Origin of the sequence: Halalkalibacter wakoensis JCM 9140 (assembly GCF_000513095.1) — a bacterium.
In the GTDB taxonomy this organism is placed as follows: Bacteria; Bacillota; Bacilli; order Bacillales; family Bacillaceae_D; genus Halalkalibacter; species Halalkalibacter wakoensis.
In genome coordinates this window covers 41,662-59,268 of record NZ_BAUT01000019.1, presented here as the reverse complement: position 1 = coordinate 59,268, position 17,607 = coordinate 41,662, and the positions used below count along the sequence as shown (strand labels likewise).

The following is a 17,607-nucleotide window of genomic DNA, read 5'->3' as shown; positions in this document are numbered from 1 at the left end:
TGTCCTTCTTTCGTTGCTTGGCAGTCTCAGACGAGAAAAGAAGCAATGGATCTGATTCAACTTTTTCTAAGTCTTTTCTGATGACTTTTAAATGCTTATCCCATTTTCCTTTTGGGATTTTATCACTCTTTGTTGCAACGACAATGACGGGAATATCAAAATGCTTAAGCCAGCTATACATCATTTTGTCATCTGACGAAGGGGGATGACGCAAGTCTACAATTTGTACGACCGCTTTTAATTGATCACGATCATGCAAATACGTTTCAATCATCCGTCCCCAGGCTTCTCTTTCTGGTTTTGGAACTTTGGCAAAACCGTAACCTGGTACATCGACAAAATATAGCATTTCGTTAATTTCATAAAAATTTAATGTTTGTGTTTTCCCAGGGCGTTGAGATGTGCGAGCTAACCCTTTGCGGTTAATCATTTTGTTAATAAAAGATGATTTCCCAACATTCGATCTTCCGGATAATGCAATCTCAGGCAATCCTGATTTTGGGTATTGTTCTGGCTTTACTGCTACATGTGCTAAATCTGACTTTGTTACTTTCATTCTACTCTCCTAACGCGTGCTTTAGGACTTCATCTAGATGAGATACAAGAATGAATTGTAAGTCTTTTCGCACGCTCTCTGGTACATCTTCTAAATCTTTTTCATTGTCTTTCGGGATTAAAATAGTCGTTAACCCCGCACGGTGAGCACTCATTGATTTTTCTTTTAAGCCACCAATCGGCAAAACACGTCCACGTAACGTGATTTCCCCAGTCATTCCAACTTCTTTTTTTACTTTGCGTCCTGTTAGTGCTGATACTAATGCAGTCGCCATTGTAATTCCTGCAGAAGGACCATCCTTTGGTGTTGCTCCCTCTGGAACATGAATATGAATATCATTTGTTTCATTAAAATTAGGATCGATATTCAATTCAGCTGAACGGGAACGAATGTAGCTGAAAGCTGCTTGAGCAGATTCTTTCATCACATCCCCAAGTTTTCCTGTTAAGGTTAACTTTCCTTTTCCTGGAGCTACTGATACTTCGATCGAGAGCGTGTCTCCACCAACGGTTGTATAAGCTAGTCCAGTTGCTGCCCCAACTTGATCTTCCACTTCTGCTAGTCCGTAACGGAAACGTGGCTTTCCTAACATCTCTTCTACTGCTTTTGCTGTGAGAATCACTTTTTTCTTCTCAGCCGTTACAATCTTCTTAGCGGCTTTACGACAAAGAGTAGCTATTTGTCTTTCTAAATTACGAACTCCGGCTTCTCTAGTGTAATATCGGACCACTTTTTGTATCGCCTCGTCTTTTACTTGAAGCATCCCTTTTGTTAAACCATGATTTTTCATTTGCTTTTCCAACAAGTGGTCTTTTGCAATATGAATTTTTTCTAGTTCTGTGTAGCCAGCAATTGATATGATTTCCATTCTGTCTAAAAGAGGACCAGGGATGGTTCCGATATTATTGGCCGTCGTTACAAACATTACTTTTGAAAGATCATAAGGCTCCTCAATATAATGATCGCTAAACGTATTGTTTTGTTCAGGATCAAGTACTTCTAGAAGGGCAGATGATGGATCTCCCCTAAAATCATTCGCCATTTTATCAATTTCATCTAATAGAAAAACAGGATTGATCGAACCCGCTTTTTTCATCCCTTGAATAAGACGTCCTGGCATAGCCCCGACATACGTTCTGCGATGACCACGAATTTCTGCTTCGTCGCGAACACCACCAAGAGAAATGCGGACAAATTTTCGATTTAATGAACGAGCAATGGAACGAGCTAATGACGTTTTCCCCACTCCTGGAGGACCAGCAAGACAGAGAATAGGGCCTTTTAGCTCACGTGTTAATTGCTGTACCGCTAAATATTCTAAAATTCGTTCCTTTACCTTTTCCAATCCATAATGATCTTCATCTAAAATTTCTTCTGCTCGTATGACATCTAACTGATCTTCTGTTTCATATGTCCAAGGAAGTTGAATAAGCCAATCTAAGTAATTACGTAATACGGAGCTTTCAGCAGAATTAGTCGGCATCTTCTCGTAACGATCTAGTTCTTTTAGAAATTTCTCTCTTATGGATTCAGGCATTTCAACTTCTTCTGCTTTTTCACGCAACGTTGAAACTTCACCTGATCGACCTTCTTTATCACCAAGTTCTTTTTGAATGGCTTTCATTTGTTCCCGCAAATAATACTCTTTTTGCGTTTTTTCCATCGACTTTTTCACACGTTGACTAATTTTCTTTTCTAAACCAAGTACCTCTTGTTCGTTGTTTAGAATCTCAATCAACTTCAACATTCGAGATCTCACGGATTGAAGTTCAAGCAATTCTTGTTTTTCTGGAAGTTTTAATGGCAAGTTCGCTGCAATAACATCAGCAAATTGTCCTGCTTCATTAATATCCTTTACTGAAGCTAAAGTTTCAGCAGATACTTTCTTTGAAACCTTTGCATATTGCTCAAACATAGCCAAAAGATTACGCATCAAAGCTTGTATTTCAGGAGTAAGGTACGTATCTTCCTCCATCATTAGCTCTGCATTCACTTGTAAAAAATCTTCCGTCTGCACAAATTGGTCAATTCGTGCTCGTTGCAATCCTTCAACATGAATACGAACCGTTCCATTTGGTAATTTCAAAAGACTTTTCACTTTTGCAAGTGTACCAATTGGGTAAATCTCTTCCTCTGTTGGGTCATCTATTGAAATTTCTTTCTGAGTTGCGAGTAAAATTTGATGGTCTGTTTCCATCACTTGCTCTAACGCCTGTACGGATTTCGGTCTTCCTACATCTAAATGAAGCACCATTGCTGGAAAAACTAGCAATCCGCGTAACGGTAGAAGCGGAATTTGTCGCCTTACATTCATTTCGACCATCCGCATACACCTCCATCTCCAAGTACATCCTATTTCTTCTTATACCCAATTATTTCCTCATTTGAAACCATTGGCTTTGATTCAATATTGAATGATTCAATTTTATCTTAACCATTTTTGTTTGTCTAATATTAGACCGGTGCGATGGAAGGATTCAGCTCCGTACTAGCCGGGACCGTTTCTTCTTCTTTTTCTTCTTGTTCAATTGCTAGGTCAAGTACCTCATCTAAATGTTCGACAGCGATCACTTCGATACCCGTAATCTTTTGAAGAATCGCTTGTTCATTTTCTTTTGGGATAATAACCATTTCAGCACCAGCTAGTTTTGCCGCCTCTACTTTCGCTACGACACCACCAATCGGTTTAACTTTTCCATGAATCCCTAATTCGCCTGTCATCGCGATAGTATTTTTCACTTTTTCTCCTTGAATAGCTGAGTAGATTCCAGTTGCAATTGCGGTTCCCGCTGATGGACCATCAACCGGACCGCCTCCAGGGAAATTAACGTGAATATCGTAATCTTGTGTCGGTATTCCCATGCGTCGAAGAACGGTAACGACATTTTCAACAGAGCCTTTTGCCATACTTTTTCTTCTAATGGAACGCATTTGATTTCCTGTACTCTCTTCCTCTGCAATTCCTGTAATATTCACAGTTCCTTTTCCAGGATTTTCGAGTACGTTTACTTCAATTTCTAACAATGCTCCCAAGTTGGGTCCATAGACGGCAAGTCCATTCACTAAACCAATCGCAGAATCGTTATGGATCTTCCTTTCTGGTCTTGGTGCAATTTGACTTGCATGAAGGACCCACTCAACATCTGCTACGGTCAATTCTGTACGATTTTCAGCTGTAGCAATTCCGGCTGCAATTTGAACGATGTTAACTGCCTCACGTCCATTTGTCGCATATTTGGCAATGCGTTCAATTGCTCCTTCCTCTGCACCAAACTGAATTTTATTTGCTGCCTTTTCAGCAATTTGAATAATTTCCTTTGGCTTTAGTGCGCGGAAGTACACTTCTAAACAACGAGATCGAATAGCAGGTGGTAGTTCATCTGGTGTTCTTGTCGTAGCACCAACGAGCCTAAAGTCAGCTGGTAATCCTTTTTGAAAAATCTCATGAATATGTCTTGGGATTTGTTGGTTTTCTTCACTATAGTAGGCACTTTCAAGAAACACTTTCCGATCCTCTAGAACCTTAAGTAACTTATTTAATTGAATCGAATGCAATTCCCCAATTTCATCAATAAATAGCATTCCGCCATGAGCTTTAGTCACGGCACCATGCTTAGGTTGAGGTATTCCCGCTTGTCCCATCGCTCCTGCTCCTTGATAGATCGGGTCATGAACCGAACCGATTAACGGATCCGCAATCCCTCTTTCATCAAAACGAGCAGTTGTCCCATCGAGCTCAACAAACACAGCATCTTGAGAAAATGGAGACTTTCCATTCTTTTTCGCTTCTTCTAATACAAGTCTGGCTGCTGCTGTTTTCCCAACCCCTGGTGGTCCATAAATGATCACATGTTGAGGATTTGGTCCACATAACGCAGCACGGAGTGACCGGATGCCTTCTTCTTGCCCAACGATATCCTCAAATGAGATAGGGCGCACTTTTTCGGCCAAAGGCTCACTCAGTGAGATCGAACGCATTTTTCTTAGCTCCTCCATCTCTTTGCGTGACTCACGGTCAATTGAGACCTTTTGATTACGTTGGTTTTTTAATAAATTCCAAAAATAGACTCCAATGATGACCCCAAAAAATAACTGAATCACCAGTGCAATTCCTGTCCAGTTCATGATGAAACCTCCCAGAAGTAGTCGTTTTGTTTCCCTTAGTATGACCGGGAAAAACAACACTAATCAAAGAAAAAATTGAGAATGATTGGAGGAAAACAACATTCGATTGGACGAATACCAAAAAGCGAATCCTTGACGGATTCGCTTTTTTTCATTAAGCACTTTCTTTTGGTTCTGATTTTGGCAATGTGATCTCTTCCCCATCAGCTGTGAGTAACGTTGGCAATTCATTGTCCGTTACACACTTATCGTGAATAATACACTTCACGATATCTTCACGAGATGGTAGATCAAACATCACATCTAACATGAGCGTTTCAATGATGGAACGCAATCCACGAGCCCCCGTCTTACGTTCAATTGCTTTATTTCCAATTTCACGTAAGGCTTGTTCTGTAAATTCTAATTCTACATCATCTAGCTCTAACAATTTCTTATATTGTTTTACTAGCGCATTTTTTGGCTTTGTCAAAATTTCAACTAGTGCATCAATATCAAGTGGCTCTAAGCTTGAGATAACTGGTAAACGGCCAATAAACTCAGGTATTAAACCAAAACGAAGCAAGTCTTCAGGCAACACTTTTCCTAAGTATTCTCCTGGCTTTAAATCTTCTTGCTTCACATCAGAACCGAAACCAATTACTTTCTTACCAAGGCGGCGTTTAATAATTTGCTCGATTCCATCAAACGCACCACCACAAATGAATAATACATTCGTCGTATCAATTTGAATAAACTCTTGATGCGGATGCTTCCGGCCACCTTGTGGAGGAACACTTGCACTTGTACCCTCAAGAATTTTTAATAGTGCTTGTTGAACCCCTTCTCCTGAAACATCACGAGTAATGGAAGGGTTCTCTGATTTACGTGCTACCTTGTCAATCTCATCAATATAAATGATCCCTTTTTCAGCCTTTTCTACATCATAGTCAGCTGCTTGAATCAACTTTAATAAGATATTCTCAACATCTTCACCAACGTAACCAGCCTCTGTAAGTGATGTTGCATCAGCGATTGCAAACGGTACATTAAGTATACGAGCCAATGTTTGAGCTAGTAACGTTTTCCCGCTACCTGTTGGCCCAATCATACATATGTTACTTTTAGCAAGCTCTACTTCATCTGAACGTGATAATGAATTAACACGCTTATAATGATTGTAAACCGCTACTGATAAAGACTTCTTCGCACGATCTTGCCCAATGACGTAATCGTCTAAAATTTGTCTAATTTCATTTGGCTTCGGAATTTCCTGGAACTCAACCTCTTCCTCTGTCCCAAGCTCCTCCTCAACAATTTCGGTACAAAGTTCAATACATTCATCACATATATACACGCCTGGTCCGGCAACTAACTTACGAACTTGGTCTTGTGTTTTTCCGCAAAAAGAACACTTAAGTTGTCCTTTTTCTTCATTAAACTTAAACATTCAATCATCACCCCTTAGAAAATATTGTACCATCCTCAAGTAACTGTGCCTAAAAAAGCTTTTTTATGAATGGACATGACAATACAATAATTACATTACGAATCTTCATAATCGTTATGTGTCGTCATTGTATCACATAATCAATCAGAACATCTAAAGAAAACCCTTATCTCCTTTAACGACTATGACCAGAATTGATACTGCTATTTCACACCTCCATGCTATTTAAAATTTACCGGGTTACTATGTGATTTTGAATCAACATAGAAGACGAGCAATCAAATATGATTACTTCATTTTATGTATGGATTGATTATACATTCAAGATTAAGTAAGAAAAATCCTTTTTCTTGTACAAATTTCATTGAATTGCTATTTATTGTATATGCCCATTCTTATATTAAGCTTGTTCAATTAAGACAAACTCCATACATGTTGCAAAGGTAAGGAAAAAACAAGGCACGATTCATCGCACCTTGTTTTTTTATCATTAATCTACATGCATGATTAAATTTCTACGCTTTTTTGCTGTTTTCAACAAGAAATTCGACAGCTTTTTGGATTTTTAGATCGCCTTTAATTCCTTCAAGACCACCTTGAGCTGCAAAAATATTTTTAATTTCTTCAGCAGAACGTTGGTACATTTCTGCCATTTTTTCGATTTCTTTATCTACGTCTTCATCAGTAGCTTCAAGATTTTCTGCTAATGCGATTGCTTCAAGTGTAAGATTTACACGAACACGCTTTTCTGCATCTGTCTTGAATTGCTCGCGCATAGCTGTTTCATCTTGTCCAGAGAATTGGAAGTACATTTCAAGATTCATACCTTGAGCTTGTAGACGTTGCTCAAATTCTTGAAGCATACGATCTACTTCTGTGTTTACCATAGCTTCTGGAATATCAATAGTTGCATTTTCAGATGCCTTTTCAACTAATGTATCACGAACTGCATGCTCAGCTTGGTGATCTTTATCTTTTTGAAGCTTGTCTTTTAATTGAGTTTTAAGCTCTTCTAACGTTTCTACTTCTTCGTTAGCATCTTTAGCAAATTCATCATCAAGTGCTGGTAATTCTTTACGCTTGATATCATGGATTTTGACTTTAAAAGTTGCTGCTTTACCAGCTAGGTTTTCAGCATGGTACTCTTCTGGGAATGTTACTTCTACGTCTTTTTCTTCTCCAGATTTAAGACCAACTAATTGCTCTTCAAATCCTGGAATGAATTGACCAGAACCAACTTCTAATGAATAGTTATCAGCTTGTCCACCTTCGAAAGCTTCGCCATCAACAAAACCTTCAAAATCAAATACAGCTGTATCGCCGTTTTCAATTGCTCCATCTTCTACAACCACAAGTTCAGCTTGACGCTCTTGAAGTTGTTTCAATTCAGCCTCAACATCTTCGTCTGTTACCGTTGTATCTTGCTCTTCTACTTCAAGACCTTTGTATTCGCCAAGTTGAACTTCTGGCTTCACAGTCACTTTTGCAGTAAAGACTAAAGTTGCACCTTTTTCCATTGTTTCAATGTCAATTTCTGGGCGGTCTACTGGCTCAATGCCTGCTTCTTGAATCGCACCAGCATATGCTTCTGGAAGTAGAATATCTAGAGCATCTTGATAAAGAGACTCAACACCGAATTGTTTTTCAAACATGCTACGAGGTACTTTCCCTTTACGGAATCCAGGAACATTTACCTTTTTAACAACCTTTTTAAACGCTTGATCAAGTGCTGCATCTACTTTCTCAGCTGCTACATCGATCGTTAGGACGCCTTCATTTCCTTCTAATTTTTCCCATTTTGTAGTCATTTACTTTCCCTCCAACTTATACACTCTTCGTTTATGTAAACGATAGATTTTCTTCTATAATCTTTGACAACCATTCTAGTATAACATATCGTCAGTCCATTTCAAATAGTTGATCCAAGCCTAGTCTACGTTTCACACTTGCCTTACGTGAGTCCACTCGTGTCTATTTGATAGACCATTGATTCAAGCTCCTTCACTTCTTCTACTTTTTCCATAAAAAAAGTACTCTTAAATTGATAACGCTCTTCTAACTCTACTAACTCTTCCTCTAATCCAATTCGTTCTGCAGCACAGTAACAGAACACGTGTCCCCAAAGCTTTGCGTCTTCTGGATGTGGCAAAAAGGGATACAATGACCATAGATGCGTCCAACTTAATTGCTTTGTTATTTCATATAAGAGTGGATCTTTATGTTCAAGTTGATCACTAACATATTCTAGTATTTGCTGATAAAATAATTGTTGATTGTCACTGTTGAATTCACTTGGTATAAGGGCCATTTCACGCCCTTGTTTCTTCATATGTATAACATCTTGACAATTCTTTTCTTCTAATGCCTTTAGCGCAATACTTTGGAGGACATAATCACGGTCTTTTTTATGAAGGAATTCTACTAATTTTTGGATCGCTTCCGGATGATCAATCTCTCTTAAGTGTTGAATGGCTTTCGACTGAAGCTCTAATGATTCGGACTCAAGCATTTCAAGTAACTCTTGCGGAATAGGTTCATCTCTTACCTCAGATTGATGTAACCATTCTTTGTCTCCAACCATTTGCCTACTAAAATGCAACAGTTGATAAAATGATTCTGCATATTGAGAAGGAAACTGATTTTCAGAGAGGACGGCATCTAGCATATCAACTACTTCCTGGTATTTTCCTAATTGAACAAGAAGAGAAATATGCACTTGTAGATTTTCATAATAGTCGCCAATTCCTTCACGAAGTAAGCTATTCGTATGTTCAACAGCTTCTTCTAATCGCCCCAACTCGACTAAACTTAGCATCTTCCCAAATAGGACTTGTGGATGATCAGGCTCATGTTCTTCTGCTGACAAAAAAAGTCATAAGCAGACTTCCCATCCTTTTCCTTTAACGCATCCATTCCTTTTTCAATTAAGCGCTTAACAAGTCCAGGATACAAGATCACTTTCTTATCATTTTTATGTATTCGTTTATCCACTGGAACCGCCCCACTCTGTTTCATGTATGAACAACACATGAATATCAATTTACCATTGTCAACTTATTACCTGTGAATTGTCGTTCATCTATTTCTATTATTTTAACAGTTCACTCATACCATTACAATGTGTGTTCAACAAAAGAAAAGAGTAACTCTAAACGCCAGCTTGCTACATGTTAGCGTTAGAATTACTCAGTCATTAAGCCTTCTGTTCGAAAGCTTTGATTTGTTCTTCATACGTAAGAGTTAAACCAATTTCATCCCAACCATTTAAAAGCATCTCTTTCCAATAAGCATCAATGTCAAAAGTGGCTTCAAAGCCAACTCCACTTATAAGTTGATCCTCTAAAGAAACCGTTAACTCATACTTTTCTTTTGCACCTTTGGCTAGCAGTTCATTCACTTTTTCTTCTTCCAAACGAATGGGAAGCATGCCGTTTTTCACACAGTTGTTGTAAAAAATATCAGCAAAGCTAGGAGCAATGATTACCTTAAATCCATAATCGTGCAATGCCCACGGGGCATGTTCCCGTGAAGAGCCACAGCCGAAGTTATTGGCTGCCACTAAAATAGATGCGCCTTGATTATGCTCTTGATTTAATTCAAATTTTGGATCAGGGCTTCCGTCAGCTAAGAAACGCCAATCATAAAATAAAAATTGACCAAATCCTGTTCTTTCTACTCGCTTCAAAAATTGCTTAGGAATAATCTGGTCGGTATCAACATTCACTCTGTCCATCGTTGCGACTATTCCTTTATGATTTACAATTGGTTCCATTGTTCTCCCTCCTTACTGAGTTACTTGTTGTTTCTTCCATTCTCTCACATCAACGAAATGTCCAGCGATCGCTGCAGCTGCAGCCATTTCAGGACTAACTAAATGCGTACGAGCGCCTTTTCCTTGACGTCCTTCAAAATTACGGTTAGACGTTGAAGCACAACGTTCTCCTTCAGGTACAACATCTGGATTCATACTTAAGCACATACTACAGCCAGAACTACGCCATTCAAAACCAGCATCAATAAAAATTTGATCAATGCCTTCTTCTTCAGCTAGCTGCTTCACTTTTTGTGATCCTGGCACAACAAGTGCACGAACGTGATTAGCAACCTTTTTGCCTTTGATAACACTTGCCGCAGCTCGTAAGTCGCTTAAACGAGAATTGGTACATGACCCGATAAAAACATGTTGAATTGAAATATCTGCAATCGGTGTTCCAGGTGTAAGTTCCATATAATCCAAAGCTTGTTTGATTGCCCTTTGGTCCGTTTCGTTCTTGCCATCGGCAGGAGATGGGACAGCTTTGGTAACACCAATTCCTTGTGATGGATTTGTTCCCCATGTTACCATAGGCTCAATCTCAGAAGCATCAATGGTCACAACTCGATCGTACGTAGCTCCTTCATCGGTAGCTAACTGCTTCCATTGCTCGACAACTTCCTCAAAAGCTTCCCCTTCTGGAACGAATTGACGACCTTGTAAATAATCAAATGTAACTTGGTCAGGACTGATTAATCCAGCTTTAGCACCGGCCTCAATTGACATATTGCAAATCGTCATACGCTCTTCCATCGTCATTCCACGAATCGCGTCACCTGTAAATTCGATAACAGACCCTGTACCTACATCTACTCCAAACTTGGAAATAATCGCTAAAATGACATCTTTTGCGGATAAATCAGAGGAAAGAGTCCCGGTTACTCGTACTTCTAATGTTTTCGGACGTGATTGCCATAAAGTTTGAGTGGCAAGTACGTGTTCAACTTCACTTGTACCAATACCGAATGCTAATGCACCGAATGCACCGTGGGTGGACGTGTGACTGTCCCCACAAACAATCGTCTTCCCTGGTTGAGTTAACCCTAGTTCAGGACCAATTACGTGAACGATTCCGTTTTCTGGATGATCCAAATCCGCTAACTCTACCCCAAATTGCTTACAGTTCGATTCTAACGTTTCCATTTGTGTTCTAGCAATCTGATCTGAGATATCATAGCGGTTCACAGTTGGAACATTATGGTCCATTGTTGCGAATGTTAAATCAGGACGTCTGACTTTACGATTTGCTAAGCGTAGTCCTTCAAACGCTTGTGGAGACGTTACTTCATGGACCATGTGTAAATCGACATAGAGGAGACTTGGCTTTCCTTCTTCTCGTACTACTTCATGCGCTTCCCAAATTTTCTCAATAATCGTTTTAGGTGCCACCTTGCACTCCTCCTTATGACCGTTTATTTTTTTCAAAGTTTAAGAGTTTAATGAAGGAAACACCTTCCTAAACAATATAGGTTGGTTGTTTCCTTAACGTTTTTTCCTCATATTCCTTAAGAGTTAACGGCTTTTTTTGTTAACGCCTGAATCACTTGATTTGTCATTTCAGTTGTTGACAAAACTGCCCTCTCATCACTTGTTAAATCTGCAGTTCTATGGCCTGCCTCTAACACATCATTGATCGCAGCTGATAATACGTCTGCCTCTTCTGTCATGGAAAATGCATATGTGAGCATCATCGCAACGGAAGATAGCGTAGCTAAAGGATTAGCAATTCCTTTTCCTGCAATGTCAGGAGCAGATCCATGGATTGGTTCAAATAATCCAGGGCCATCCTCACTTAAACTTGCAGAAGGAAGCATTCCTAGTGAACCAGTAATCATAGAGGCCTCATCGCTTAAAATATCACCAAACATATTCTCTGTAACAATCACATCAAATTGGCGCGGATTTCGGACCAATTGCATAGCAGCATTGTCCACAAGCATGTGACTATAGGAAATATTCGGGTATTCTTTTGCTACTTCATCGACGACTTCACGCCATAGACGACTTGATTCAAGTACATTCGCTTTATCAACAGAGGTTAAGGTGCCGCCCCTAATTTCAGCAAATTCAAATCCTTTGCGAACAATACGTTCGATTTCTTTTCTAGAATAAACTAACGTATCAACAGCTAATTCTTCTTTCCCTTCCCCTCGACGTTCACGAGGCTCACCAAAGTAAAGTCCTCCGGTTAATTCCCTTACAATAACTAGGTCTACACCTTGGATGACTTCATCTTTTAAAGGAGAAGAATCTGCTAAAGCATCATAAATCGTTACTGGACGTAGGTTAGCAAATAAACCTAACTCTTTTCGTAATCCGAGTAAACCTTTTTCTGGACGCTGTTCTCCAGGTAGCGTATCCCATTTAGGACCACCAACGGCACCTAGTAAAACAGCATCGCTATTCTTACAGATTGTTAACGTTTCTTTTGGAAGTGGATTCCCTGTTTTATCAATAGCGATGCCACCTAAATCTCCATAAACAAATTCAAATTGATGTTGAAACATCGTACCAATTTCATTTAATACGGTTGTAGCTGCCTCACATACTTCTGGTCCAATCCCATCACCAGGGAGAATGGCTATACGTTTCTTCATGTTACGTCCTCCCTACACGTTTAATGGATTTGTTCGTTGTTCATTGAATTGCTTACGATTAATCGTACGATTCACAGCATTAATATAAGCCTTAGCAGAAGCTTCTAGAACATCATGAGCCGTTCCGCGGCCAGAGGATTCTGTTCCGTCATATTTAACTGTTACATACACTTCAGCTAAGGAATCACGACCAGCTGTTGTTGATTGGATTCGATAATTCGTTAATAATACTTCTTCATCAATCACACGTTCCAGTGTATTGTAGATGGCTTCAACACTACCCGAACCAGTAGCAGCTTCCTGAACGGTTTCTCCTGTTGGAAGTTTCATTGTGATCGTAGCCGTTGGAATATTCGTTGTTCCATAGTTCACTTGTAACGTTTCAAGTTCATAATGAGCAACGCTAGAGCCAACAGTTGCTTCTGTCATAAGAGCAAACAAATCGTCCTCTGTTATATCTTTTTTCTTATCTGCTAAATCTTTAAACGCAACAAATGTTTTTTGTAACTGCTCTTCTGTACCGTTGAATCCTAATTCCATAAGCTTTTCTTTGAAAGCATGACGACCAGAATGCTTTCCAAGAACCATTCTGTTAGAAGATACCCCGACAAGTTCAGGCGTAATGATTTCGTATGTTTCTTTGTTTTTCAAGACACCATCTTGGTGGATCCCTGACTCATGAGCAAATGCATTCGCACCTACTACAGCTTTGTTATTTGGAACGACCATACCCGTTAATTTGCTCACCAATGAACTCGTTCTTTTAATTTCTTTTAAAACAAGGCCTGTGTCCGCTTTGTAGTGATCTTGACGAATATTAAGGGCGACAGCTATCTCTTCAAGAGAGGCGTTTCCAGCTCGTTCTCCAATCCCATTTACTGTACATTCAACTTGACCAGCACCATTTTGAATTGCAGCTAATGAGTTGGCAACAGCCATCCCTAAATCATCATGGTTATGAGTCGATAAAATGGCACGGTCGATATTCGAAACATTTTCTGACACATAACCGAACATTTGACCGATTTCATACGGTGTTGTGTAACCAACTGTATCAGGTAAATTTATAACCGTTGCGCCTGCATCAATAACCGCTTGAATGATTTTTGCTAAAAATGGTAAGTCTGAGCGACTGGCATCTTCTGCAGACCATTGAACTTGAGGAAACGTCTTCTTAGCTAACTTTACTGCTGCAACAGCATTTTCAATCACTTGTTCCGGAGTCATTTTCAACTTATATTGCATGTGGATAGGAGATGTGGCAATAAACACATGGATTCTTGGTTCAGCGCTATCCTTCAATGCTTCCCAAGTCGTTTCAATATCACGCTCAAGTGAACGGGCTAGACCTGTAATTGAGCTTCCTTTAACGGTTCTTGCAATCGCTTGAACAGAAGCAAAGTCTCCTTGAGAGGAGGCTGGAAATCCAGCCTCAATAATATCTACACCCAAACGCTCTAGTTGCTTCGCTATTTCTAGCTTTTCTTGAAAGTTTAAATTCACACCAGCAGACTGTTCTCCGTCCCGAAGCGTGGTATCGAAAACATTAATCTTCCGCACTACTATCCACTCCTTAGATTGTTGATTTTGCCTTTACGAATGGCATCATTTCACGTAATTCGCGTCCAACAACTTCAATTGGGTGTTGGCTTTCAGCTCTTGTGATAGCTGTAAACTCAGGACGATTTGCTTGGTTTTCTAGAATCCAGCCTTTAGCAAATTTACCAGTTTGAATATCAGTTAAAATTTTCTTCATTGATTTCTTCGTCTCTTCTGTCACAACTTGTGGCCCAGCTACATAGTCTCCCCATTGAGCTGTATCAGAGATTGAATAACGCATTCCTTCTAATCCACCTTCATACATTAAGTCAACGATAAGCTTTAACTCATGCAAGCACTCGAAGTATGCAACTTCTGGTTGATAGCCAGCTTCAACTAGTGTTTCAAATCCAGCTTTTACTAGAGCAGACGCTCCACCACATAATACTGCTTGCTCCCCGAAAAGATCCGTTTCTGTTTCTTCTTGGAATGTAGTTTCTAATACACCTGCACGTGCAGAACCGATTTGTTTTGCATAAGCTAATGCAATTTCTTTTGCATTTCCTGTAGCATCTTGGAATACAGCAATCAATCCTGGTACTCCGCCACCTTCTTGGAATACACGACGAACTAAGTGACCTGGACCTTTTGGCGCTGCTAAAAATACGTCAACATTGCTTGGTGGTACAATTTGGTTGAAATGAATGTTAAAACCATGAGCAAATGCTAAAGCTTTACCTTCTGTTAATTCAGGCTCAATTTCATTTTTATAAACAGTTGTTTGAAGCTCATCTGGTAATAAAATCATGATTAAATCAGCTTGAGCAGCAGCTTCACGTACTGAAACAACTTCAAATCCATCTTCCACTGCTTTATCCCAAGACTTTCCTGGACGTAGACCAATCACAACATCTTGACCACTTTCACGCATATTTAATGAATGAGCATGACCTTGTGAACCATAACCGATCACTGCTACTTTTTTCCCTTTTAAGATTCCTTCGTTAACATCTGAATTGTAAAATACCTTTGCCATAATAAAATCTCTCCTCTTAATTTAAGTAGTTTATCTATATTAATTTTGGTATTGCCTCAATTAGTTGATTAATGTTAATCGATATGGATCATGTACTGGTTTTTTTGTACTGCGGTTAAATGCTGTAATTCCAGTTCGAGCAATCTCTTTAATACCATAAGGACGTAACAAATCAATAAATGCTTCTACTTTTGGATGATCCCCAGTAATTTGAATGGTCATCGATTCACGACCAACATCAATGATCGTAGCTCGAAAGGGATTAACTAGTGCTGCCACTTCTCCACGTTGCTGCGGAGTTGCTACAATCTTTATAAGGGCCAATTCTCTAGCAACAATGGATTCATCCGTGATGTCTTTTACTTTTAACACATCAACTTGTTTGTTCAGTTGCTTAATTACTTGTTCCACATTTTCCATACTGTCTGCTGCAACGACAAAGGTCATTCTAGAGATTGACGGATTCTCCGTTACCCCAACTGTGATGCTTTCAATGTTGTAATGCCTTCTAGCAAACAGACCAGTGATTCTGTTTAGGACACCTGACGTATTATTTACAAGAGCTGTGATCGTACGTTTCATTGTGGCTTAACTCCCTCCATTTGATGCTGACCTTTACCAGGAGCAATCATCGGATACACATTTTCTTCTTTTGCAACACGAACTTCTAGTAAAACAGGTCCTGGATGCTGAAGCATTTCTTCTAAAGCTCCCTTTAAATTGCTTAGTTCATCGACTCGCATGCCTTTAATGTCATAAGCTTCTGCAAGTTTCACGAAATTCGGCTGAATTGGAAACAGTGAATTTGAATAACGCTCACCATGGAATAACTGCTGCCATTGTCTAACCATTCCTAAAGATGCATTGTTGACAATGACAATCTTCACTGGAAGATTAAGCTCTTGTAAAATCGACATCTCCTGTGCTGTCATTTGGAAACCTGCATCCCCTATAACAGCAATTACTGGTGTTTTCGGTTCAGCAAATTGTGCTCCAATAGCTGCCGGGAAGCCAAATCCCATTGTTCCAAGTCCACCTGATGTAACCCAGCGATTTGGTTTTTTAAATGTAAAGAATTGCGCTGACCACATTTGATGTTGACCAACATCTGTCGTAACAATTGCTTCTCCATTCGTTGCTTCATATATCATTTCAATCAAGTGTTGTGGTTTAATCACTTCACCGTCTTTTTGATACCAAAGTGGATATTCTGCTTTTCGTTCTTGTTGAACGCTCCTCCACTCTTCTGTATTTCCTGGTGTGCCATCTTCTTCTAATAGCATTTTCAAGGCTTGCTTTGCATCCCCAACGACAGGAATCTCAGTCTTAATGTTCTTACCAATTTCGGCTGGATCGATATCAATATGAACCACTCGTGCATTTGGAGCAAAATGAGCTAAATTTCCTGTTAATCGATCATCAAATCTTGCGCCAATGCTTATTAATAGATCAGATTCATATATAGCCATATTCGCTGTATAAGTTCCATGCATTCCCCCCATACCTAGGAACAATTCATGGTTTCCAGGAAAACCACCAAGACCAAGTAGCGTATTAACAACCGGAATTTTCATTTTTTCAACATATTCAAATAATTCTTCCGATGCTTTCCCGTGAAGCACACCTGCGCCTGCTAAAATGATTGGTCTCTTCGCTTCTGATACTGCATCAACGACTTTTCTGATCTGAAGACGATTTGGAACAACTGTTGGTTGATAACCAGGTACGTTTACTTCCTTGCTATAATCGAACATCCCTGATGCAAGTGAGACATCCTTTGGTAAGTCAATTAAGACCGGACCAGGACGACCAGTTGTAGCAATGTGGAAAGCTTCCTTTATAATTCTCGGAAACTCTTCAACAGAGCGCACTTGATAATTGTGCTTTGTTATTGGCATCGTAATTCCAATCATATCCGCTTCTTGAAATGCATCTGTTCCAATGACGGTTGTAGCAACTTGCCCCGTAATTACGACAAGCGGCAGTGAATCAATCATCGCATCGGCAATTCCTGTCACAACATTGGTTGCACCAGGTCCAGACGTTACGATACAGACTCCAGGTTTTCCAGATACTCTTGCGTAGCCTTCTGCTGCGTGAATAGCTCCTTGTTCATGTCTTGCTAAAACGTGGTGAATACCTGTTTTATAGATCTCATCATATGTTGGTAAAATGGCTCCTCCAGGGTAGCCGAAAATAACGTCGACACCCTCATTTGCCAAAGCTTCAATTAACATACTTGAACCTGACATTTGTTTCGGCTCTGAATTTGTTTGTTGTTCCTTCTTTTTCACGTTCGTACTCATCTTTCATGCCTCCTTATTCAGACTCTTTCATTAACAACCCCAAAGTTTATTTACAGAACAACTTTTTCTCCAATAAAAAAATCTTTTCACCCCATATAAGCTACAAATCTTGTAGCTAAAAGGGGCGAAAAGACTTCTTTCCACGGTACCACCCTTATTCATTAAATAGAGAAAGCCCCTATTTAATCTTAATTGTTTTGATAAC

The 17,607-nt window shown here is 39.5% G+C and carries 14 protein-coding genes and 1 other annotated feature (1 of these 15 only partly in view); all 14 genes read right to left on the bottom strand.

All coding sequences use genetic code 11. The features are described 5' to 3' along the window. Window positions 1-556, bottom strand: a 556-nt coding sequence (yihA, locus tag JCM9140_RS09845; RefSeq protein ID WP_034745458.1) for a ribosome biogenesis GTP-binding protein YihA/YsxC, incomplete at its 3' end; no start/stop codon positions are given. 1 nt (window position 557) lies between these two features. Then, window positions 558-2,879, bottom strand: coding sequence for an endopeptidase La (gene lon, locus JCM9140_RS09840; RefSeq protein ID WP_235715318.1), 2,322 nt, complete (start codon window positions 2,877-2,879; stop codon window positions 558-560). A gap of 131 nt (window positions 2,880-3,010) precedes the next feature. Next, window positions 3,011-4,681, bottom strand: coding sequence for an ATP-dependent protease LonB (lonB, locus tag JCM9140_RS09835; RefSeq protein WP_034745455.1), 1,671 nt, complete (start codon window positions 4,679-4,681; stop codon window positions 3,011-3,013). A gap of 154 nt (window positions 4,682-4,835) precedes the next feature. Further along, window positions 4,836-6,110: an ATP-dependent protease ATP-binding subunit ClpX gene (clpX, locus tag JCM9140_RS09830; protein ID WP_034745452.1), complete on the bottom strand. Its 1,275-nt coding sequence runs from the start codon at window positions 6,108-6,110 to the stop codon at window positions 4,836-4,838. A gap of 515 nt (window positions 6,111-6,625) precedes the next feature. After that, on the bottom strand, window positions 6,626-7,918 hold the full coding sequence (gene tig, locus JCM9140_RS09825; RefSeq protein WP_034745451.1) for a trigger factor: 1,293 nt from the start codon (window positions 7,916-7,918) through the stop codon (window positions 6,626-6,628). Between the two features lie 143 nt (window positions 7,919-8,061). Further along, entirely contained in the window at window positions 8,062-8,925 is an 864-nt protein-coding gene (locus JCM9140_RS09820) for a HEAT repeat domain-containing protein (RefSeq protein WP_206777495.1), read from the bottom strand. Further along, window positions 8,919-9,101 carry a hypothetical protein gene (locus JCM9140_RS24220; protein ID WP_206777494.1) on the bottom strand — a complete coding sequence of 61 codons (183 nt, stop codon included), beginning with the start codon at window positions 9,099-9,101 and terminating at the stop codon, window positions 8,919-8,921. The genes JCM9140_RS09820 and JCM9140_RS24220 overlap by 7 nt, the downstream gene beginning before the upstream one ends. A 202-nt stretch (window positions 9,102-9,303) precedes the next feature. Further along, a complete protein-coding gene (gene leuD, locus JCM9140_RS09815; RefSeq protein WP_034745446.1) occupies window positions 9,304-9,882 on the bottom strand; it encodes a 3-isopropylmalate dehydratase small subunit in 579 nt (192 codons plus the stop codon). 12 nt (window positions 9,883-9,894) lie between these two features. After that, window positions 9,895-11,313 (bottom strand): 3-isopropylmalate dehydratase large subunit, encoded by a 1,419-nt coding sequence (gene leuC, locus JCM9140_RS09810; RefSeq protein WP_034745444.1) that lies wholly within the window; start codon window positions 11,311-11,313, stop codon window positions 9,895-9,897. 116 nt (window positions 11,314-11,429) lie between these two features. Next, the gene (leuB, locus tag JCM9140_RS09805; RefSeq protein WP_034745442.1) at window positions 11,430-12,521 is read right to left on the bottom strand and encodes a 3-isopropylmalate dehydrogenase; all 1,092 of its coding nucleotides are present in this window, start codon (window positions 12,519-12,521) and stop codon (window positions 11,430-11,432) included. Window positions 12,522-12,533: 12 nt separating this feature from the next. Next, window positions 12,534-14,081, bottom strand: coding sequence for a 2-isopropylmalate synthase (locus JCM9140_RS09800; RefSeq protein WP_034745440.1), 1,548 nt, complete (start codon window positions 14,079-14,081; stop codon window positions 12,534-12,536). 13 nt (window positions 14,082-14,094) lie between these two features. Beyond that, window positions 14,095-15,096 carry a ketol-acid reductoisomerase gene (ilvC, locus tag JCM9140_RS09795; RefSeq protein WP_034745438.1) on the bottom strand — a complete coding sequence of 334 codons (1,002 nt, stop codon included), beginning with the start codon at window positions 15,094-15,096 and terminating at the stop codon, window positions 14,095-14,097. A 60-nt stretch (window positions 15,097-15,156) separates the two neighbouring features. Then, the gene (ilvN, locus tag JCM9140_RS09790; RefSeq protein ID WP_034745436.1) at window positions 15,157-15,678 is read right to left on the bottom strand and encodes an acetolactate synthase small subunit; all 522 of its coding nucleotides are present in this window, start codon (window positions 15,676-15,678) and stop codon (window positions 15,157-15,159) included. Beyond that, complete coding sequence (gene ilvB, locus JCM9140_RS09785) at window positions 15,675-17,402, bottom strand: acetolactate synthase large subunit (protein WP_034745434.1); 1,728 nt, start codon at window positions 17,400-17,402, stop codon at window positions 15,675-15,677. Before ilvB ends, ilvN begins: the two co-directional genes overlap by 4 nt. 117 nt (window positions 17,403-17,519) lie before the next feature. Then, window positions 17,520-17,607 (bottom strand) — a binding site (T-box leader) (it continues 156 nt past the right edge of the window).